The 20,775-nt window shown below is 35.4% G+C and carries 21 protein-coding genes; 6 read left to right on the top strand and 15 right to left on the bottom strand.

All coding sequences use genetic code 11. The features are described 5' to 3' along the window. Positions 1–10: 10 nt before the first annotated feature. From rpsF to rpmH, 15 genes are all read right to left on the bottom strand, one after another. Positions 11–301 carry a 30S ribosomal protein S6 gene (gene rpsF, locus ACFOY7_RS04585; RefSeq protein ID WP_390249851.1) on the bottom strand — a complete coding sequence of 97 codons (291 nt, stop codon included), beginning with the start codon at positions 299–301 and terminating at the stop codon, positions 11–13. Positions 302–453: 152 nt separating this feature from the next. Further along, complete coding sequence (gene ychF, locus ACFOY7_RS04580) at positions 454–1,554, bottom strand: redox-regulated ATPase YchF (protein WP_390249849.1); 1,101 nt, start codon at positions 1,552–1,554, stop codon at positions 454–456. 205 nt (positions 1,555–1,759) lie between these two features. Then, entirely contained in the window at positions 1,760–1,954 is a 195-nt protein-coding gene (locus ACFOY7_RS04575) for a DUF951 domain-containing protein (RefSeq protein WP_390249847.1), read from the bottom strand. A gap of 59 nt (positions 1,955–2,013) precedes the next feature. Continuing rightward, entirely contained in the window at positions 2,014–3,042 is a 1,029-nt protein-coding gene (locus ACFOY7_RS04570) for a YkvI family membrane protein (RefSeq protein ID WP_390249845.1), read from the bottom strand. Positions 3,043–3,158: 116 nt separating this feature from the next. Continuing rightward, positions 3,159–3,863, bottom strand: a complete 705-nt coding sequence (locus ACFOY7_RS04565; protein ID WP_390249843.1) for a DUF554 domain-containing protein — start codon at positions 3,861–3,863, stop codon at positions 3,159–3,161. Positions 3,864–3,945: 82 nt separating this feature from the next. Then, entirely contained in the window at positions 3,946–4,785 is an 840-nt protein-coding gene (locus ACFOY7_RS04560; RefSeq protein ID WP_390249841.1) for a ParB/RepB/Spo0J family partition protein, read from the bottom strand. Then, positions 4,778–5,539 carry a ParA family protein gene (locus ACFOY7_RS04555; RefSeq protein ID WP_390249839.1) on the bottom strand — a complete coding sequence of 254 codons (762 nt, stop codon included), beginning with the start codon at positions 5,537–5,539 and terminating at the stop codon, positions 4,778–4,780. The genes ACFOY7_RS04560 and ACFOY7_RS04555 overlap by 8 nt, the downstream gene beginning before the upstream one ends. Before the next feature lie 224 nt (positions 5,540–5,763). Beyond that, positions 5,764–6,630 (bottom strand): nucleoid occlusion protein, encoded by an 867-nt coding sequence (gene noc, locus ACFOY7_RS04550; protein WP_390249838.1) that lies wholly within the window; start codon positions 6,628–6,630, stop codon positions 5,764–5,766. Positions 6,631–7,079: 449 nt separating this feature from the next. Then, positions 7,080–7,796: a 16S rRNA (guanine(527)-N(7))-methyltransferase RsmG gene (rsmG, locus tag ACFOY7_RS04545; RefSeq protein ID WP_390249836.1), complete on the bottom strand. Its 717-nt coding sequence runs from the start codon at positions 7,794–7,796 to the stop codon at positions 7,080–7,082. 143 nt (positions 7,797–7,939) lie between these two features. After that, positions 7,940–9,832 carry a tRNA uridine-5-carboxymethylaminomethyl(34) synthesis enzyme MnmG gene (gene mnmG, locus ACFOY7_RS04540; protein WP_390249833.1) on the bottom strand — a complete coding sequence of 631 codons (1,893 nt, stop codon included), beginning with the start codon at positions 9,830–9,832 and terminating at the stop codon, positions 7,940–7,942. Positions 9,833–9,857: 25 nt separating this feature from the next. Further along, on the bottom strand, positions 9,858–11,234 hold the full coding sequence (mnmE, locus tag ACFOY7_RS04535) for a tRNA uridine-5-carboxymethylaminomethyl(34) synthesis GTPase MnmE (protein ID WP_390249831.1): 1,377 nt from the start codon (positions 11,232–11,234) through the stop codon (positions 9,858–9,860). A 366-nt stretch (positions 11,235–11,600) separates the two neighbouring features. Next, positions 11,601–12,221: an RNA-binding cell elongation regulator Jag/EloR gene (gene jag, locus ACFOY7_RS04530; protein ID WP_390249829.1), complete on the bottom strand. Its 621-nt coding sequence runs from the start codon at positions 12,219–12,221 to the stop codon at positions 11,601–11,603. Beyond that, complete coding sequence (gene spoIIIJ, locus ACFOY7_RS04525) at positions 12,218–13,015, bottom strand: YidC family membrane integrase SpoIIIJ (RefSeq protein ID WP_390249828.1); 798 nt, start codon at positions 13,013–13,015, stop codon at positions 12,218–12,220. Before spoIIIJ ends, jag begins: the two co-directional genes overlap by 4 nt. 98 nt (positions 13,016–13,113) lie before the next feature. Further along, entirely contained in the window at positions 13,114–13,455 is a 342-nt protein-coding gene (rnpA, locus tag ACFOY7_RS04520; protein WP_390249826.1) for a ribonuclease P protein component, read from the bottom strand. Between the two features lie 104 nt (positions 13,456–13,559). Then, the gene (gene rpmH, locus ACFOY7_RS04515) at positions 13,560–13,694 is read right to left on the bottom strand and encodes a 50S ribosomal protein L34 (RefSeq protein WP_390249824.1); all 135 of its coding nucleotides are present in this window, start codon (positions 13,692–13,694) and stop codon (positions 13,560–13,562) included. 545 nt (positions 13,695–14,239) lie between these two features. On the opposite strand from rpmH, the gene dnaA reads away from it, so the two are divergent. The 6 genes from dnaA (at position 14,240) to gyrB (ending at position 20,756) form a co-directional block, all read left to right on the top strand. Continuing rightward, complete coding sequence (gene dnaA / locus ACFOY7_RS04510; protein WP_390249822.1) at positions 14,240–15,592, top strand: chromosomal replication initiator protein DnaA; 1,353 nt, start codon at positions 14,240–14,242, stop codon at positions 15,590–15,592. Positions 15,593–15,775: 183 nt separating this feature from the next. Beyond that, the gene (gene dnaN, locus ACFOY7_RS04505) at positions 15,776–16,918 is read left to right on the top strand and encodes a DNA polymerase III subunit beta (protein WP_390249820.1); all 1,143 of its coding nucleotides are present in this window, start codon (positions 15,776–15,778) and stop codon (positions 16,916–16,918) included. Between the two features lie 177 nt (positions 16,919–17,095). Next, entirely contained in the window at positions 17,096–17,317 is a 222-nt protein-coding gene (gene yaaA, locus ACFOY7_RS04500) for a S4 domain-containing protein YaaA (protein WP_390249818.1), read from the top strand. Between the two features lie 33 nt (positions 17,318–17,350). Continuing rightward, complete coding sequence (gene recF, locus ACFOY7_RS04495; protein WP_390249816.1) at positions 17,351–18,463, top strand: DNA replication/repair protein RecF; 1,113 nt, start codon at positions 17,351–17,353, stop codon at positions 18,461–18,463. Positions 18,464–18,476: 13 nt separating this feature from the next. Then, positions 18,477–18,770: an extracellular matrix regulator RemB gene (gene remB / locus ACFOY7_RS04490; RefSeq protein ID WP_390249814.1), complete on the top strand. Its 294-nt coding sequence runs from the start codon at positions 18,477–18,479 to the stop codon at positions 18,768–18,770. Positions 18,771–18,833: 63 nt separating this feature from the next. Further along, positions 18,834–20,756 (top strand): DNA topoisomerase (ATP-hydrolyzing) subunit B, encoded by a 1,923-nt coding sequence (gyrB, locus tag ACFOY7_RS04485; RefSeq protein WP_390252040.1) that lies wholly within the window; start codon positions 18,834–18,836, stop codon positions 20,754–20,756. Positions 20,757–20,775 lie beyond the last annotated feature (19 nt).

Raw genomic sequence — 20,775 nt, 5'->3', positions numbered from 1 at the left:
CCACTCCTTATTATTGATCGTCTTCACGAATTGCCATGTAGCGAATGATATCATCAGAGAACTTCGCTTGACGATTGAATTCATTAATTGCTGCTTCATCACCTTTGAAGTTAATAACTACATAGTAACCATCACGATGATCATTGATTTCATAAGCAAGACGTTTCTTACCTACTTCTTCAACTTTTTCGATTTCCGCACCATTATCTGTAAGAATTCCGTTAAAACGCTCGATTAAAGCAGTTTGAGCTTCCTCCTCGATATTTGGGCGGATGATGTACATGATTTCATATTTATTCATCCGTTTTGCACCTCCTTTTGGTCTTAGCGGCTCCATATTATTAAATAGAGCAAGGAGTAATATATGTCATTACTCACAATAAAATATTATACCAAATACTGCATACCAATGCAAATAAAATTTTAAATAAATATGTCTACAGGCGATACAGACTATACGTTAAATCGGAAGTGCATAACATCTCCATCTTTCACCAAGTATTCCTTACCTTCTAATCGAACTTTTCCTTTTTCTTTCGCTGCTTGCATTGATCCTGCCTCAACTAAATCATCATAGGCAACGGTTTCCGCTCGAATAAAACCTTTTTCAAAGTCAGTATGAATGATACCAGCAGCCTGTGGTGCTTTAATACCCTTCTTAAACGTCCATGCGCGAACTTCCTGCTCACCAGCTGTAAAGTATGTCGCAAGCCCAAGCAATTGATACGTTGCTTTAATTAATTGATCTAAGCCAGATTCAGGAATACCTAACTCTTGTAAGAATTCTTCTTTTTCTTCTCCATCCAGTTCAGCGATTTCTGATTCTACCTTGGCACTAACCACGATTACTTTTGCCTCGTCCTTTTCTGCAAAATCCTTTACTACTTGTACATTTTCATTGCTGTCTGCATCCAGCAGTTCATCTTCCCCTACGTTTGCTACATAGAGAACAGATTTACTTGTTAACAAATGAAGACCTTTCACGAGCTTTTGCTGTTCTTCATTAAATTCTACTGCTCTTGCTGGTTTTTCCTCTTCAAAAGCATCCTTCAATTTAGATAACACTTCAAATTCTGCTACTGCTTCTTTATCCTTTTGTTTTGCTAGCTTTTCTACACGTTGAAGTCGTTTAGATACTGTCTCTAAATCAGCTAAGATTAACTCCAAGTTAATTGTTTCAATATCAGAAATCGGATCTACCTTCCCGCTAACGTGTGTAATATTATCATCCTGAAAACAGCGGACAACATGACAAATTGCATCAACCTGGCGGATATGGGAAAGAAACTGGTTACCAAGACCTTCTCCCTTGCTCGCTCCTTTTACAATCCCTGCAATATCTGTGAACTCAAATGCTGTTGGAATAGTTTTTTTCGGTTTTACTAGTTCTGTTAACTTCTGTAGTCTCGTGTCAGGTACTTCCACGATCCCTACATTAGGGTCAATCGTACAGAATGGGTAATTTGCTGATTCTGCTCCTGCTTGTGTTATTGCATTAAATAAAGTTGATTTACCCACGTTAGGTAAACCAACGATTCCTGCTGTCAATGCCATTAAACTTTCACTCCTTAAGGATTACCGTCCATATGAACGTTTCGGTCATACCAATTATAGATTTACTTGTGATGAATGACAAGTTTAAAAAACAGCCTTTTCTTATCACATACATGAAAAAAAATGATAATTTGACCGAGCATTTAAACCTGTCTAATCAATTTGTAAAACGAAAACACGAAAAATGTTTCACGTGAAACATTTTTTATTCCGCACTTTGTAACACCTTTTTCATTTTTTGCTCAAATCTCCTGCGTGGCAGCATGACACTATGGCCACATCCTTCGCATTTTATTCGAATATCCATGCCCATTCGAATAATCTTCCAGCGATTTTCTCCACATGGATGGGCTTTCTTCATCTCTACGATATCATTTAATTGAAAATCTTTCCGTTCCATTCTGTCACCTTCTTACCCTATGAATTATATCTTTTATTATAATATAGAAAATGGATAAATCATAACCTATCTTTAGTAATTCCCTTTTTATTTAATGGAAATAGGAATATGGCAGCTAATAATACTAAATTGACAATCCCGTATATTGGATAGATCCAGGCAATTAACGTTGAGAAACCAATTTGAGTCAGTGGAAGTAAGATAATTAAAGTGATTGTCGCAATTTTCCATAAATCCATTGTCACTACTGTTTGAATTCTTGTCACTATTCCTAATAGACCTGAGACTGCTGTTGTAAAAATTGCTGCCCATAATAAAATGGACATAACAATATAAGTATAAGCCGGATAATTTTTTAAAATAGCAAATAAAGGAATTTCATATAAAATAATAATTTCAGATATTTGGATCAAACTGTTATTATAAATATAAGAGATAATTCCTAATATCAGTCCACTTCCTATACTGGCAATCCATATTTCCCCTTTGGACTGAATTTTTTCCCCAACAGCCCCTAATACTGCTAATATGGACAGAATATTTAGTGCTGTAAAAGTAAAGGCAGCATACCAGTTATTTTGGTTGTCCAAATCCAGAATATAGGTTAATTTCTGATCAATTGAGTACTTAATTAAAACTGCCATTAGACCAGTAATAAGGATAGGCAATATCCATAGATTCAATGTGATCACACCATGTATGCCGCGGATAAATACCAGGATCATAATACAAACAATGAAAATAATACCAATCCATGAAGGAATAGAAACAGCTTCAAATGTAGCTCCACTCCCTGCTATCATCACAACTGTTGTAGAAACTAAATAGAAAAAGATTAAAACATCATAATATTTAGCTGTTTTCTTCCCGATTAATATTTCTAATACGGTTAAATAACTGGAAGTTTTATAGGAGTAACATATATACATAATAATATAGACGCCTGCTATAAATAACAACATAAACAGCAGAATAGCTAGTCCACTTTCATTCCCGAAAAATTGCCACAATTCCCTGCCTGAAGCATAACCTGCACCAATCATCGTTCCAATAATTAAGAACATCCATTTAAAACCAGCTCTCCACATAGCTATTCCCCCATCAATACAACATACTTTTAAGAAAAAAATGATAAATCAATTAGTATAAAAGTATGCTTCAACTACTTTAGCTATGAGGAAATGTAAATGATTCTCCTTAAAACTTAAAAAAAGGAATGATATCCATAGAAAAATAAAACAAACAATAAAATTGCCGGTAAGAAATCACCTATCTTAATCTTCGTCAATTTCAATATATTTAAACCAATCGCTAAAATTAAGAGACCACCTAGTGCAGTCATTTCTGAAATAAATAATTCAAAATATGCTTCTGGTATCCATTTATTAATTTGTACTGCAAGCAAAGCAATGGTTCCCTGGTACAACACTACGGGAATAACTGAAAAAATCACACCATAACCTAATGTAGAGGATAATACCATTGCCATAAAACCATCTAAAAATGCCTTTGTAACCAGAACTTCATGGTCACCTCTTAACCCACCATCCAATGCACCGATAATCGCCATCGCCCCAATCGCAAAAATAAGTGTTGCTGTGACAAATCCTTCCGTAATATTTCCTTTACTATCTTTGGTAACTTTACTTTCCAGCTTTTGTCCAAGCAGATTTATTTTATTTTCTAACTGAAAGGCTGTACCAATGATGGAACCAACCAATAAACTTAATAAAATCATCACAATATTTTCTGCTTGAATTGCCATTTGCAATCCAATTAATGATACAACTAAACCAATGCCCTGCAGTGCCGTATCTTTTATACGCTCAGGTATTTTAGTAAAAATAAGACCAATGCACGTACCAATAATAATAAGTGCACCATTCACTAAAGTCCCATACAATGCCATCAACTCAACCCCATTTCACTTCTTTTCACAACATGAAGAAGCCTGATCACCATATAAAATGATCAGACTGTTTTCCTTTTATTTATCCTTCCATTTTATCCAAAATACGATTTAAGTCATCTTCTGAGAAAAATTCAATTTCAATTTTACCTTTTCGTTTTCCACGATTGATTTTAACATTTGTACCAAAGTAATCTTTTAATTGATTTTCCTTTTCTTCAAGGAAGATATCTTTTTTAACTTTCTTTTCTATTTTCTTCTTATTTTGGTCATTTAATGTTTGAATAAGTGCTTCCACTTGCCTGACGTTTAATTTCTCTGTCGTAATTTTATTAGCTAATGGTATCATTTTTTCTTTATCTTTTAATCCTAATAATGCTCTGCCATGCCCCATAGATATTGCCCCATTGTTGATTTTGGCAATCACTTCTTCAGGTAAGCTCAATAACCGGATAAGATTCGCAATATGTGAACGACTTTTCCCTAAACGTTGTGCTAACAATTCCTGTGTAATACCTAATTCATTAATTAACCGGTCATAAGCATTCGCCTCTTCTATCGGCGTTAAGTCTTCCCGTTGAATGTTCTCCAGTAGAGCGAATTCCATCATTTGATCATCCGTCAATTTCTTGACGATGGCAGGGATTGTTTTTAAATTTGCTTCTTTGGCTGCTCTGTACCTGCGCTCACCGACAACAATCTCATAGCCCCGGACACTTTTCCTGACGATTACTGGCTGGAGGATTCCATGTTGTAATATGGATTCTTTTAATTCCTCGATCGCATCTGCTTCAAACACTTTACGAGGTTGATAAGGATTAGGGCGGCATTTCGCTAACGGTATTTCCTCAATTACCTCATCAGACTTTTCATCAATATCAGAAAAAAATGCATCTAATCCTTTCCCTAATCCCTTAGCCATTAGCAATCACTTCCTTTGCTAAATCTAAATACACCTCTGCCCCTTTTGATTTAGGGTCATATGTAATAATAGGCTGTCCATGACTAGGTGCTTCACCCAACCTTACATTCCTCGGAATAATCGATTGATACACTTTACTTTGGAAGTATTTTTTGACTTCTTCAATTACCTGGATCCCCAAGTTAGTTCGAGCATCTAACATTGTTAACAGAACCCCTTCAATTGCCAGATCCTGGTTCAAATGCTTTTGGACTAATCGAATCGTATTTAGTAATTGACTTAACCCTTCAAGTGCGTAATATTCACATTGGACAGGAATTAAAACGGAATCTGCTGCAGTTAATGCATTAATTGTTAATAAACCTAATGATGGTGGACAGTCAATAATCACATAATCATACTGATCTCTTACACTATCAATGGCTTTTTTTAACCGTATTTCACGTGATATAGTTGAAACTAACTCAATTTCTGCTCCAGCTAATTGGATTGTTGCAGGGATGATATCCATGTGATTAATCTGTGTTTGGACTAAAACATCAGATGCCTCAATATCATCTACTAATATATTGTAAACACATGAATCTACATCTGCCTTGTTAACCCCTAGCCCACTTGTCGAATTGCCTTGCGGATCAATATCAACAAGGAGTATTTTTTTATCTAAATGTGCCAAACATGCACTTAAATTGACAGATGAAGTAGTTTTTCCTACGCCACCTTTTTGATTCGCTATCGCAATGACTTTTCCCATGACGTCACCTACCTCTTGCAACTTTTCAAATTTTCTATTCTATTATAACACTACTATTTTTATTTTTTTCTTAAATCATAAAAATTTAATGTTTATTTTTTATATTTTCATAATAAATTCGCTAAACTTTCATTTTATCTGTGTGTCATTAATAAAAATCTGGAATCTCCACTATAAAGAAACATAAAAATTCACCCACCTTGCTGTAGATGAGTGAATGGTGATTATTTCTTCTTTGGTATTTTAATAGTAATTTGATAATAATCCTCGAGGTCTTGTTCATCCGTCTCCAAGTCTATCCCTGTTTCAGAAACCATATCCAAAGATTGTCTAATCGTGTTCATTGCAATTCTCATATCTTTATTGATCCCTTTTAATCTTGGTTTCTTTTTCGGCTTATTATTATCCAGCAATTTTTCAATATAAGCTTCTGTCTGCTTTACATTTAACTCTCGTTCTATAATATATTGCAAGACTTTCAGCTGTTGTTCTTCTTCTTTTAAAAGGATAAGTGCTCTTGCATGTCTTTCTGTTATCTTCTTTTCTAAAATTGCCTGATGTACTTCTTCAGGAAGCTTTAACAAACGCATTTTGTTAGCGATTGTTGATTGACTCTTTCCCAGCCTTTGTGCTAATGCTTCTTGTGTTAATTGATGCAATTCTATCAATCTTAAATATGCTTTCGCTTCTTCAATAACAGTCAATTCTTCACGTTGTAAATTTTCTATTAATGCAACGGAGGCAGTCTCTTTATCTGACATTTCCCGAATGATTGCCGGAATCTTGTCCCAATTTAAACTGCTTGCAGCACGCCAACGCCGTTCACCTGCGATAATTTCAAATTGATCTTCTGTGTCCGCAATCGGCCTAACTACAATTGGTTGAATAAGTCCGTGTGTCTGCAATGTTTGTGCTAATTCTTTTATTTTTTCTTCATCAAAAATCGACCTTGGCTGATATTGATTTGCTTGAATATTAGATATCGGAAGAAAAACAACTTCATCATTCTCCACTGTTACCTCTTCTTCCAAACTCTCTATTTCTTCTACTTTATCTCCCATACCAAATAACCGACCAAATGGGTGTAACATAAAAAAACACCACCTTCATAAAACTTAACCGAATAATATATATACAAATGATATTAGAAAAGCGAAAAGCGCCCGAATAGAAACATGACTATTGGACAAGAGCAATTGAGATAAAGAATTACGGTGAGTCTGCATACCAATGATAACTTTCATCCAACGGTATATGTTGGATTATACCTCTAACATGTGAGAGGAGAGTCTCCTATATTTGTAAGTTACTTTCGGGAACACGTCTCTAATCTCTAACACCTGGAGCTGCCCTTCTCCGACAGAAAAACTTGCTTCATCCAGGAAAGCAAGTCATAGAAGCCGACCCATATTCCAAATTGTTTCACGTGGAACATAGCACATATAATCTGTAATCTTATTTTATCATAAATAAAATCAAATAAGGTAGTAAAATATTCATAATATTTTACTTTTCATAACAATATTTTTAGACAAAGTTTTTAAGAGAGTGGTGTTTTACTCGGAACCCCTGGCTTACGAGGGAATTTCTTTGGTGTTTTTCTTTTTTTATCAAGAATTATAATATTTCGTTCCCCATTATCATCAGGTAATTGGAATTCTTCCACCTTATTCAATTTACCGCCAAGTAAATCGATAGCAGCATCTGCCTCCTTCAATTCCTGTGCAGCATTTGCCCCTTTCATTGCAATAAACACACCATTTGTGCGTACTAAAGGTAAGCATAATTCACTTAATACAGACATTTTTGCCACTGCCCGCGCTAATACAACATCATATCGATGGCGAAACTGTTCATCTTGGCCAAATATTTCTGCCCTATTATGATGGAATGATACCCCTTGCAATTCTAAGTTTGCTGCCAGATGATTTAAAAAGGTTATCCGTTTTTTTAATGAATCAACAATGGTGACATGAATATTTGGAAAGCAGATTTTTAATGGGATACTCGGAAACCCAGCTCCGGCACCAACATCACATAAATGAATATCTTTTGTAAAATCAAAATAAAATGCAGCGGAAATGGAATCATAAAAATGCTTAACAAACACCTCTTCTTTTTCTGTAATTGCTGTTAAGTTCATTTTTTCGTTCCATTCAACTAATATTTCATAATAATTTTCAAATTGAGCTATCTGTTGATCAGATAACTCTATACCTTTATCTCTTAATTTCTCACGAAAAGCATTTACGTTCATAGAAATATATGCTCCTTTTATTTAAATGTGTGTTCAAAAAGGAGGATAAAAAGGACCAGGAATTTCACTTGTGTTTGCTAATTACATGAGCAGACCAACAGTGAAATTCGAGGATTATTTTTACCGGACTTTTTGATTACTAATTATTCATTGGATACTTTCGCTACATTTCCTTGTTCAATATATACTAGCAAAATGGAAACATCAGCAGGATTTACTCCGGAAATTCGAGAAGCTTGGGCAACAGATAATGGACGAATCTTTTTCAATTTCTCTCTTGCCTCTGTCGCTATGCCACTTATTGCATCATAATCTATATTTTCAGGAATAAGTTTGTTTTCCATCTTCTTCATTCTTTCGACCTGTTGATTGGATTTCGTAATGTAGCCTTGATATTTAATTTGAATTTCCACTTGTTCTTTTACGTCGGAAGCTATTTCCAGCTCTGCTGGACAAACTTGATCAATCACATCATAGGTTACTTCAGGGCGCTTCAGCAGATCATATGCCAGTATACCGTCTTTCAGCCTTGTTCCCCCGATCTCTTCCATCAAAGATTGTAATTGTTCCGTTGGTTTCAAACGAATTTCCTGGAGACGTTGTTTTTCTTCCTCAATAAGACGTTTTTTCTCTTCGAATTTCTGATAACGTTCCTCTGATATTAATCCTAATTTATAGCCAATATCCGTTAGGCGCAAATCGGCATTATCATGTCTTAATAATAGACGGTATTCCGCACGGGATGTCAATAAACGATAAGGTTCGCTCGTTCCTTTTGTCACTAAGTCGTCAATTAACACACCAATATACGCTTGCGAGCGATCTAAAATTAATGTGTCCTTATTCAGAGCTTTTGCAGCAGCATTGATTCCAGCCATAATCCCCTGTCCAGCAGCTTCTTCATAACCAGAAGTACCATTAATTTGACCAGCAGTGAAGACACCTTCTACATTTTTCACTTCTAATGTCGGCCATAATTGAGTTGGGACTACTGCGTCATATTCAATTGCATATCCCGCTCTCATAATTTCTGCCTCTTCTAGGCCTGGAATACTTCTCAAGATTTCTCTTTGAACATATTCTGGTAAAGAAGTGGATAATCCTTGAACATACACTTCTTCTGTATTTCTGCCCTCAGGCTCTAAGAATATTTGGTGACGTGGTTTATCATGGAAACGAACAATTTTATCTTCGATGGACGGGCAATAACGTGGTCCTGTCCCTTTAATCATTCCAGAATACATGGCAGATAAACCTAAGTTGTCATTTATAATCCCATGTGTTTTCTCATTCGTATAAGTTAACCAGCAAGGGATCTGATCTGTAATTTCCTCTGTTGTTTCATAAGAGAAATGCTGAGGGCTTTCATCCCCTGGCTGGATTTCTGTTTTACTGTAATCAATCGAATGGTTGATAACACGTGGCGGTGTTCCGGTTTTAAAACGAACTAGTTCAAACCCAAGCTCTTCTAAGTTCTCTGCCAGCTTGATACTTGCACGCTGATTGTTTGGACCACTTTCATAAGAAATATCTCCAATAATTACACGTCCACGCATAAATGTTCCTGTCGTAATGATTACCGACTTGGCACGGTATAATGCTTTCGTTTCTGTAATCACACCTTGGCATTTTCCATCTTCTATTACTAACTTCTCGACCATTCCCTGTCTAAGGGTAAGGTTAGATTCTTTTTCTAATGCATTTTTCATTTCCTGGATATACAATGGTTTGTCAGCCTGTGCTCTTAATGCTCGAACTGCAGGCCCTTTCCCTGTATTCAACATCCGCATCTGGATATAGGTTTTATCAATTACTTTCCCCATTAATCCACCAAGTGCATCAATTTCACGTACTACTATACCTTTTGCCGGACCACCGATCGATGGATTACATGGCATAAATGCGATCATATCAAGGTTCATTGTTAACATTAATGTTTTCGCACCACGTTTCGCAGCAGCATAAGCTGCTTCTACGCCAGCATGTCCTGCACCGACAACTATTACATCATATTGACCAGCTTCATAAGTTGACATTGCTGATTCCTTCTTTCTATATCATTTATTTTCCTAAACAGAATTGTGAAAACAGTTGATCAATTAAACTATCTTGAACTGTGTCTCCAACAATTTCACCAAGCAATTCCCATGCTCTTGTCACATCAATCTGAACTAAGTCAATTGGCATATTGGCATCAATAGCATCTTTAGCCTCATCTAATGCTTTCATTGTTTCTTGCAATAACTGGATATGACGTACATTCGATACGTAAGTAAGGTCACCTGATTCAATATCGCCAGCAAAAAATGTTTCTGCAATGGCTTCTTCCAGCTGATCAATGCCCTTATCTTCTATTAATGCTGTTGTAATGACTTTTTGATCACCAGCTAATTGTTTCACTTCATCCAAATCTAATGCTTGAGGTAAATCTGTTTTATTAACGATAACAATAAACTCTAACCCTTTAACTGCTTCAAACAACTGACGATCCTCTTCAGAAAGTTCTTCTCCGTAATTTAATACAAGCAAAATCAGATCTGATTCTTTTAATACTTGTCGCGATCTTTCGACACCGATCTTTTCAACGATATCCTCTGTTTCACGGATTCCTGCAGTGTCTACAAGTCTTAGTGGAATTCCTCTAATATTCACATATTCTTCAATGACATCTCTTGTCGTACCAGGTATATCTGTAACGATCGCTTTCGTTTCATGTACCAATGCATTGAGTAAGGATGATTTCCCCACATTCGGTCGGCCTATTATTGCCGTAGCGATACCTTCACGTAATATTTTCCCTTGTCTTGCCATACTTAATAATCGCTCAACCTCTTGGTGTACTTCCTCCGTTTTCTCACGTAATAAGTGATGGGACATTTCTTCTACATCATCATATTCTGGATAATCTATATTTACTTCGACATGTGCTACTGTCTCGATTAACGATTGACGAAGTTGGTTGACTAATTTCGACAACTTTCCATCAAGCTGTTTTAAGGCGATATTCATTGCTTTGTCTGTTTTTGCACGAATTAGATCCATTACCGCTTCTGCCTGAGACAAATCAATTCTCCCATTTAAAAAAGCCCGTTTGGTAAATTCGCCCGGTTCGGCTAATCTGGCACCCCTTGACAGCACAATTTCTAATAATCGGTTTACAGAAGCTAATCCACCATGACAGTTAATTTCAATAACATCCTCTTTAGTAAAAGTCTTCGGTCCTTTCATTACTGTCACCATAACTTCCTCGACCATCTCATTTGTATGAGGATCGAGCAGCTTTCCGTAATGAATCGTATGTGAACCGACACTTTCTAAATCTTTGCCATCGAATAAAGGATTAACAATGGTTACAGCTTCTTCCCCACTTAAACGAACAATCGCAATAGCCCCTTCACCAATTGGCGTAGAAATTGCTGCAATCGTATCTTTTTCCATCACATTTCACCTCCATACCTACATTTTTGATCTATATTTAAATAAGCTCTTAACATCTTTTTTAGAAAAACTACCACTAACTTATTAGAATACCACACCACATACCCTTTTGAAAAGATATCCACACTAAAATTAGTGTTTTATATTTCTGAATAAATTATCCACATGTGAATAACTTTTTCCCGCTTCCACTCATCCAACTTTCTAATAAAATGTATTATTGGAGAAAATCCCATTCCTCTAATGGAAAACATCCACTTTCTCAAAGGGTTGTTAGCAAAATGAGAATTAGTTCTTTAATCTTGGCAATTCCACAAAAAAAAGTAATGGCCAGATCCATAAGCCATTACTTCATCGTTCCCTATTTTATTTTACTGGATGGATCACGACATATCGATTTGGTTCTGTCCCCTCTGAATCTGTCGTTACCTTTCGGTTATTTTGCAACGCTGAATGAATAATTTTTCTTTCATATGATGGCATTGGTTCAATTTTGACACTCCGGCGAGTTTGTATCGCTCTATCTGACAAGCGGTTCGCTAATTGAATCAATGTATCTTTTCTTCGAGCGCGATAACCTTCCGCATCGACTACAACTGTGTAATATTTATCCGCGAATTGGTGAATTGCCAATTGTGCCAAGTATTGAATCGCATTAAGGGTTTGTCCTCTCTTGCCAATCAACATAGCAATTTTCTCACCACTTAATTCACATGTAATTTGATTATTTTGCTCGGTTGTCTGTACTTTAAGATCTTTATCGAACTCTTGTACTATTTTACGAATATATTCTTCCAGTTTTTCAACAGGATTTTCATCTTGGATAACTTTTACAATAGCTGGTTTTGAACCAAATAAACCTAAAAGCCCTTTTTTACCTTCATCAATAATTTCTATCTTTGCTTGGTCCTCTGTGATGTTTAACTGCTGTAATGCGGATTGGACCGCTGCATCAACTGTTTGTCCAGTAGCAGTTACTTGTCTCACTTCTTAGGTCCTCCTGTAGCATTTTCATTATCCATTTTTTTCATCATCGGGTTTTTAACCAGTAATGTTTGGAAAATCATAAAAATATTACCTACTGCCCAGTATAATGCCAATGCTGCCGGGAAGAAAATCGCAAAAACACCAATCATAATTGGCATAATATATAGCATTAAAGTCATTTGCGGCATCATTGCATTTTGCTGCATATTCGTTCCTGCCATCATTAATTTCTGCTGGAAAAATGTAAATACAGCTGTTAATACTGGCAAAATATAATACGGATCCGGTGTGTCCAATTGGAACCATAAGAAATGGTGACCATCGAGCGCACCTGTACGCATAATTGCATGGTAAAATGCTAATAAGATCGGCATTTGCACAATAATCGGCAAACATCCGGCTAACGGATTCGCCCCGCTCTTTTGGAATAATTCCATAGTTTCTTGCTGTAACTTCATTTGGGTTTGTTGATCTTTTGAGCTGTATTTTTCTCTCAGTTTCTGTAACTCTGGCTGAATCTCTTGCATTGCTTTGGAACTTTTAATTTGTTTAATATTTAATGGTAATAAGATTAAACGGATTAATATAGTTACAATCACGATGGATAAACCGTATCCAAAATCAGCATTGAAAAATTCGGCTACTTTTACTAGTAACCATGATAATGGATAAACAAAATACTTATTCCAAATCCCTTCACTTTCTGCTGTAATATCCTGATCTACCTCTGTACAGCCAGAAAGCAATACTAAAACTGCTACTAAGCCTGTTAACAACAGGAGCTTCTTACGCATTTTTATCCTCCTTAAACCAACACATACTTTTTTCATACCATTTTATCATTCGTATAAATATATCTTCTAGCAAATATATGTACATATAAACAAAATTACTATTTGATTAACAATTCCGTCTTAAATAATAAATGCTGTACACTTTTCTTTACTTGATGGAAATCACAATCGGTTACCGGTTGTCTAGCAATGATAATTATATCATAACTGGCTTTTATTTCATCATTTAATTCGATAAAAGCTTGTCTTAAATATCGTTTAATTTGATTTCGGACAACTGCATTCCCAATTTTCTTACTAACTGACAAACCGACACGATAATGAGCCTGATCTTTCTTCTGTAAATAATATATTACTAATTGCCGATTTGCAAAAGAGGCGCCATTTTTGAAAACCTGTTGAAATTCTCTATTTTTCTTTATTCTAAATGTTTTCTTCATTACTACCAGCGCCTCCATTATTTATAGCAAATCTTCTTCATTAGTTATTATGTCTATTAACGCGGTCATTATAGCAGAAAAAGACCACTGAAAATATCAGTGGCCTATGCAGATAATACTTTTCTACCTTTCTTACGACGGCGAGCAAGTACTTTACGTCCATTTTTAGTGCTCATACGCACACGGAATCCATGAACTTTTTTACGTTTACGATTATTTGGTTGAAATGTTCTTTTCATTATATATGCACCTCCCTGAGGAAATTTTAAAAATCATAATCGATTAGACAGTCTTAATCATTATACTTTTTATTGTGTTAGTAGTCAATGTAAAGTTAATATTTTTTTGTTTACCTAGCAAGCTGCTATATAACAGTAAAACTCCACTATTGTTATATAACAGTTTTGCTGTGGATAATTTTTTACCCAAGTTAAACTTGTCCCTCTTTTATCGACAAATTATGCACATATTTTACCTATGAGGATAATAATTGCGCACAATCTGTCTAACTTGTGGATAAGTCAATATAAAACATTGCAATTATCGGCTTTTTTTGATAACATATATATGTTTTATATTGTTAATAAAAATTTCGTGCAGCTACATTATCCACAGAGTGTGGATAATGTGTGGACAATAATTCACACTCTGTTTAATTAATTATTCACAAGTATGTGGAAAACTGATTTTTTTAGTTTTCCTCTTTTTTGTCAGTGGAAAATTATCCACAGCTTATTATTGGCAGATTAATCATATAGGGGATCAAGAGAGGAGGGATTTCTAGTTGGAAAACATCGAAGATCTTTGGCAAAAAACCTTAGATAATATAAAGGATAAGGTTAGTAAGCCAAGCTATGACACGTGGTTGAAAAATACATTAATTGAACAAATTCAAGGGGATACTGTCATTATTTCTGCACCAAATGAATTTACTAGAGACTGGCTGGAATCCAAATATACAAATATTATTTCAGAAGTGCTGTATGAAATTACTGGTGCAAAACTAGCAGTGAAATTTATCATTCCCGAATCATCAAACGGACTAGAGACGGAACAAACACAAACACAAAAGAAAGCAGTTGTTCCCAATCAAACCAATTATACATCACCTAAATCGATGCTGAATGATAAGTATACCTTTGAAACTTTCGTTATAGGTTCAGGCAATAGATTTGCGCATGCTGCATCACTTGCTGTGGCGGAAGCCCCTGCTAAAGCCTATAATCCATTATTTATTTATGGTGGCGTTGGTTTGGGTAAAACACACTTAATGCACGCAATTGGCCATTATGTGCTAGACCACAATCCTTCAGCAAAAGTTGTTTATCTATCATCTGAGAAATTTACGAATGAATTTATTAATTCTATCAGGGATAATAAAGCCGTTAATTTCCGAAACAAGTATAGAAATGTAGATGTCTTATTAATAGATGATATTCAGTTTCTAGCTGGAAAAGAACAAACACAAGAAGAATTTTTTCATACTTTTAATACATTACATGAAGAAAATAAGCAAATTATCATTTCCAGTGACAGACCGCCGAAAGAAATACCTACATTAGAGGATCGCTTAAGATCAAGATTTGAATGGGGACTTATTACAGATATTACACCACCGGATTTAGAAACTAGAATAGCAATTTTACGTAAAAAGGCAAAAGCTGAGGGGCTGGATATACCAAATGAAGTGATGCTGTATATCGCTAATCAAATTGATACGAATATACGTGAACTGGAAGGTGCACTTATACGGGTTGTCGCATATTCTTCTTTAACCAATCAAGATATTGATGCATCTCTTGCAGCAGAAGCACTTAAAGACATTATTCCGACATCAAGACCAAAAGTAATTACAATCCAACATATCCAGGAAGCGGTCGGGAAAAGATATAATGTAAAATTAGAAGAATTCACTGCAAAGAAAAGAACGAAGTCTATTGCCTTCCCTCGACAAATAGCTATGTATCTTTCTCGTGAACTTACAGATTTCTCTCTGCCTAAAATTGGCGAAGAATTCGGAGGAAGGGACCATACAACTGTCATTCATGCGCACGAGAAGATTTCAAAATTACTAGGAACCGATCAATTATTAGGAAAAGAAATTGAAGATATCAAGGAACAACTAAAATCACTATAAGAAATTTCTTTGTGAGTTTTGTGGATAAGTAAGATAAAAGAGCTAACAGTTTATCCACATCTGGATAACTCTCTTTTAAACGTGAAATTTGAGTTATCCACATAATCACAGCACCTATTACTATTACTACGATTTTATTATTAATAATTAATATATAATATGACTTCCTCAAGGAGGATTAAAATGAAAGTAACAATCAATCGAGATAAATTAATGGAAAGTATACAACATGTAACAAAAGCAATTTCATCCAAGACAGCTATCCCTATTTTATCCGGATTAAAAATGCATGTGAAAGAGGATGGAATAAAATTAACTGGGAGCAACTCAGATATTACTATTGAATCTTTTATCCCAATCGAAGAAGAAGGCATTCAATTTATTGATGAAATTGAAATAGGAGAAATCATTGTTCATGCTAAGTATTTTCCTGAAATAATCCGCAAATCACCAAAAGATACAGTAATGATCGAATCAGATGAACAATTGCAAGTAACGATCAAATCTGGACATGCTGAATTTCACTTAAATGGACAAGATCCAGAGGAGTACCCGCAAATTGCACAAATTCAGACAGACACAAGCTTTGAATTACCAATTAATTTATTGAAAAATATGATCAAACAAACCGTTTTTGCTGTGTCTACATCTGAAACAAGGCCAATATTAACTGGTGTTAATCTAAGAGTTGAAGAGGGGCAATTGAAATTTGTTGCAACAGATTCGCATCGGCTGGCTGCCAGCAATATCCCGTTAGAGACATCATTTGATAACTTCCCTGATAGTCAAGTTGTCATTCCAGGAAAGAGCTTGAATGAGCTAAGTAAAATTTTAGATGACACGGAAGAAAAAATTTATATTAGTGTGACAGACAACCAAATTGCTTTCCAGACAAATCATCTATATTTCTTATCACGTTTGCTTGATGGGAAATACCCTGAAACTGCAAGGCTGATTCCTGAAGAAAGTAAGACAATTTTATTCGCTAACACGAAACAATTACTTCAGGCAGTGGACAGGGCATCATTATTGGCAAAAGAAAACCATAATAATGTGATTCGACTTCAAACAAAAGGAAATGCTATGATAGAAATATCAAGTAACTCACCGGAAATTGGAAAAGTAGAAGAAGAGTTAACAGTTGAAGAAATTAAAGGGGAAGAGTTAAAAATATCCTTTAGTTCTAAATATATGATAGATGCACTTAAAATAATGGAAACTGATCAAGTGAAAATTGAATTCACTGGTGCGATGCGCCCATTTATTATCAAACCAATCGACCATGAACAAATTTTACAATTAATCTTACCAGTCCGGACATTTTAAAGGAATGATTGAAGAGAGGAACAATGCTGCATTGTTCCTCTTTTCCCTTGTTCGGTGTTTTGTGTTCGCTTTTCTTCATGCAAAATGTTTAGTAATATAGATAGAAGGGCTATAATAATAAAAGGAAAGAAATGATCGGGTATTTATGCATATTACAATAGAAGATGGTGAAAAAAGATGGAAGAAAGAATCGAAATCAATACAGAATATATTCAATTAGGCCAATTTTTAAAATTAGCAAATATTCTGGAATCAGGTGGAATGGTTAAAGTATTTCTCCAAGAGACAGGTGTTTTCGTTAATGATGAATTAGAAAACCGCAGAGGGAGAAAATTGTATCCGGGTGATAAAGTAGTTGTAGAAGAGGTAGGTACTTTTATTGTTGCAGCAAGAGATTAAGTAAGTTTTTCTAAATAGAGAGGGAAACTCTGAATGTATATAAGAACACTTAAATTGGCAAATTACCGAAACTATGAAGAGTTATCAACAACGTTCGATGATAAGGTAAATGTTTTTATAGGGGAAAATGCGCAAGGCAAGACGAATCTGATGGAAGCTATCTATGTACTTGGATTTTCTAAATCACATCGGACAACAAAAGATAAAGAATTAATCCAATGGAACAAAAGTTATGCTAAAATAGAGGGTAGTGTCTATAAACGTAAACAGGAATTCCCAATAGAAATCTCCATATCCAATAAAGGGAAAAAAGCAAAATTAAATCATTTAGAACAAAGACGTCTCAGTGATTATATTGGTGCATTAAATATTGTGATGTTCGCACCAGAAGACTTAAACTTAGTAAAAGGAAGTCCTCAAATACGGAGACGTTTTATTGATATGGAAATAGGTCAAATTCAGCCAGTGTATATTTACCATTTAGGTCAATTTGTGAAAATATTAAAACAAAGAAACCATTTATTAAAGCAATTGCAGAAAAAGCAGCAAAAAGACCGAACGATGTTGCATGTATTAACAGAGCAAATGATCGAACATGCAACAATCATTGTTGAAAAACGATTTATCTTCTTAAGAAACCTGCAAAAATGGGCTGCAAACATACACAATGGGATCAGTCGAGGTTTAGAGGAGCTAATAATAGAATATGAGACCACTATACCAATTTCAGAAGATGATCCAAGAGAAATGATTAAACAGATTTTCACTGACACTTATGGAAAAATAGAAGAAAAAGAAGTGGAAAGAGGAACAACATTAGTTGGCCCGCATCGGGATGACTTACTATTTATTGTGAATGGAAAAAATGTTCAAACATATGGTTCACAAGGCCAACAAAGGACAACAGCCTTATCTTTGAAACTTGCAGAGATCGAATTAATATATCAAGAAATTGGTGACTATCCCATCTTGTTACTTGATGATGTCTTAAGTGAATTAGATGACTTTAGGCAGTCTCATTTATTGGACACGATCGAAGGAAAAGTACAGACATTTGTATCTACTACAAGTGTTGACGGGATTAATCATGAGACATTACAGAAAGCAGAAATATTTCAAGTACAAAATGGAAAAATAACAAGATAAAAGTAGGGATAAGATGTTTATTCATATTGGAGATGACCATGTTATTCAATCAGAGCATGTCGTAGCAATCATTGACTATAGTTTAATTAATTCTTCGACAATAAATGACGAGATGTTACAAGGATTAAATGATAAGAAACTGACTGTTACGACGGATGACTCTGTTACGAAATCTATTGTTGTAACAACAGATAAAGTTTACTATAGTCCATTGTCTGTTCTTACGCTGAAGAAAAGAGCGAGTATGATATCTACTATAAGTAAACTAGAAAATTACTCTGATAATAGTGAAGAAGAGATGGATTAACATAGATAATCTTGCTTTTTTCCATTATTAAATTTAGAGAATGTGGGTGAAATAGAAATGGCAATGGAAGAACAAAATGTCGAAGAACAAGCATATGATGCTGATCAGATACAAGTATTGGAAGGTCTTGAAGCAGTCAGAAAGAGACCTGGTATGTACATCGGCTCTACAAATGAAAAAGGGTTACACCACTTAGTATGGGAAATTGTTGATAATAGTATTGATGAGGCGTTAGCTGGCTATTGTGACCGTATTGAAGTATATATTGAAGAAGATAACAGTATAACGGTTGTGGATAATGGGCGTGGAATTCCTGTAAGTTTACATGAAAAAACCGGACGCCCTGCTGTAGAGACAATTATGACTGTTTTACACGCTGGCGGGAAATTCGGCGGTGGCGGTTATAAAGTGTCCGGCGGGTTGCATGGTGTTGGTGCATCTGTTGTTAATGCCCTTTCTAGTGAACTGGAAGTATATGTCCATCGAGATGGCAACTTATATCATTTGAGCTTTTCACGAGGAAAACCAAATAATGATTTACAAGTTATCGGGGAAACAGACATAACAGGTACACGAACAAGATTTAAACCAGATAATGAGATTTTTACAGAAACAACGATATACAACTATGAAACGTTAGCAACAAGATTACGTGAGCTAGCTTTTTTAAATAAAGGATTAACAATCTCCATTCAAGATAAAAGAGAACCAGAAAAAGAAACGGAGACGTTCTTTTATGAGGGCGGTATTAAATCATATGTTGAGCATTTAAATCGTTCAAAGGAAGTACTTCATGAGCCATTCTATGCGGAAAAAGAAGAGGATAATATCCAGGTAGAGGTTGCTTTGCAATACAATGATGGCTTTGCAAGCAATATTTACTCATTTGCAAATAATATTAGTACACACGAAGGCGGAACCCATGAATCTGGGTTCAAGACTGGATTAACCCGTGTTATTAATGACTATGCGAGAAGAAATAATTTATTTAAAGAAAATGACCCTAACTTGACAGGTGATGATGTTCGGGAAGGCTTAACCGCAATTATCTCTATTAAACATCCAGATCCGCAATTTGAGGGGCAAACGAAGACAAAACTCGGAAATAGTGAAGCAAGAACGATTACAGATTCAGCATTTAGTGAACTTTTTACCAAGTTTTTATTTGAAAATCCTAATACAGCACGAATTATTGTTGATAAAGGGTTAATGGCTTCCCGTGCACGAATTGCTGCAAAAAAAGCCAGGGAATTAACTAGACGTAAAGGTGCCTTGGAAGTATCAAGTTTACCAGGTAAATTAGCAGACTGTTCCTCACGTGATGCCTCTATTAGTGAATTGTATATTGTAGAGGGGGATTCTGCAGGTGGTTCCGCAAAACAAGGAAGAGACAGACATTTCCAGGCAATTCTCCCACTGAGAGGTAAGGTACTGAATGTGGAGAAAGCCAGACTGGATAAAATTCTTTCAAATAATGAAATTCGTACAATCATTACTGCTCTGGGAACAGGTATCGGTGAAGAATTTGATATCTCGAAAGCACGATACCATAAGATCGTTATTATGACAGATGCGGATGTTGATGGTGCCCATATTCGTACATTGCTTCTAACTTTCCTTTTCCGATTCATGAGACCTTTGATTGAACATGGCTATGTTTATATAGCTCAGCCACCTTTATACCAAGTGAAACAAGGAAAAGCTGTTCACTATACTTATAGTGATAAAGAGTTGGACCAATTATTAAAAGAATTGCCAAACCAGCCAAAACCAGGTCTCCAACGTTATAAGGGTCTTGGGGAAATGAATGCTGAACAGCTTTGGGATACAACAATGGATCCAGATACAAGAACATTGCTGCAAGTTAACCTGGAGGATGCGATGGAAGCTGATCAAATCTTCGATATGTTAATGGGTGATAAGGTAGAGCCAAGACGGAATTTCATTCAAGATAATGCGATATATGTTAAAAATTTAGATATTTAAGCAACCTGTAAGACGGGAG

This window comes from Gracilibacillus xinjiangensis (assembly GCF_042651765.1).
GTDB lineage: Bacteria > Bacillota > Bacilli > Bacillales > Amphibacillaceae > Gracilibacillus > Gracilibacillus xinjiangensis.
Note: the sequence above shows the minus strand (reverse complement) of the source record. Positions and strands in the feature narration are given on the sequence as shown.

Coding starts and splice junctions, on each gene's coding strand:
- rpsF (WP_390249851.1), bottom strand. CDS start 301: ATGAATAAATATGAAATCATGTACATCATCCGCCCAAATATCGAGGAG.
- ychF (WP_390249849.1), bottom strand. CDS start 1,554: ATGGCATTGACAGCAGGAATCGTTGGTTTACCTAACGTGGGTAAATCA.
- ACFOY7_RS04575 (WP_390249847.1), bottom strand. CDS start 1,954: ATGGAACGGAAAGATTTTCAATTAAATGATATCGTAGAGATGAAGAAA.
- ACFOY7_RS04570 (WP_390249845.1), bottom strand. CDS start 3,042: ATGTGGAGAGCTGGTTTTAAATGGATGTTCTTAATTATTGGAACGATG.
- ACFOY7_RS04565 (WP_390249843.1), bottom strand. CDS start 3,863: ATGGCATTGTATGGGACTTTAGTGAATGGTGCACTTATTATTATTGGT.
- ACFOY7_RS04560 (WP_390249841.1), bottom strand. CDS start 4,785: ATGGCTAAGGGATTAGGGAAAGGATTAGATGCATTTTTTTCTGATATT.
- ACFOY7_RS04555 (WP_390249839.1), bottom strand. CDS start 5,539: ATGGGAAAAGTCATTGCGATAGCGAATCAAAAAGGTGGCGTAGGAAAA.
- noc (WP_390249838.1), bottom strand. CDS start 6,630: ATGTTACACCCATTTGGTCGGTTATTTGGTATGGGAGATAAAGTAGAA.
- rsmG (WP_390249836.1), bottom strand. CDS start 7,796: ATGAACGTAAATGCTTTTCGTGAGAAATTAAGAGATAAAGGTATAGAG.
- mnmG (WP_390249833.1), bottom strand. CDS start 9,832: ATGTCAACTTATGAAGCTGGTCAATATGATGTAATAGTTGTCGGTGCA.
- mnmE (WP_390249831.1), bottom strand. CDS start 11,234: ATGGAAAAAGATACGATTGCAGCAATTTCTACGCCAATTGGTGAAGGG.
- spoIIIJ (WP_390249828.1), bottom strand. CDS start 13,015: ATGCGTAAGAAGCTCCTGTTGTTAACAGGCTTAGTAGCAGTTTTAGTA.
- rnpA (WP_390249826.1), bottom strand. CDS start 13,455: ATGAAGAAAACATTTAGAATAAAGAAAAATAGAGAATTTCAACAGGTT.
- rpmH (WP_390249824.1), bottom strand. CDS start 13,694: ATGAAAAGAACATTTCAACCAAATAATCGTAAACGTAAAAAAGTTCAT.
- dnaN (WP_390249820.1), top strand. CDS start 15,776: ATGAAAGTAACAATCAATCGAGATAAATTAATGGAAAGTATACAACAT.
- yaaA (WP_390249818.1), top strand. CDS start 17,096: ATGGAAGAAAGAATCGAAATCAATACAGAATATATTCAATTAGGCCAA.
- recF (WP_390249816.1), top strand. CDS start 17,351: ATGTATATAAGAACACTTAAATTGGCAAATTACCGAAACTATGAAGAG.
- remB (WP_390249814.1), top strand. CDS start 18,477: ATGTTTATTCATATTGGAGATGACCATGTTATTCAATCAGAGCATGTC.
- gyrB (WP_390252040.1), top strand. CDS start 18,834: ATGGAAGAACAAAATGTCGAAGAACAAGCATATGATGCTGATCAGATA.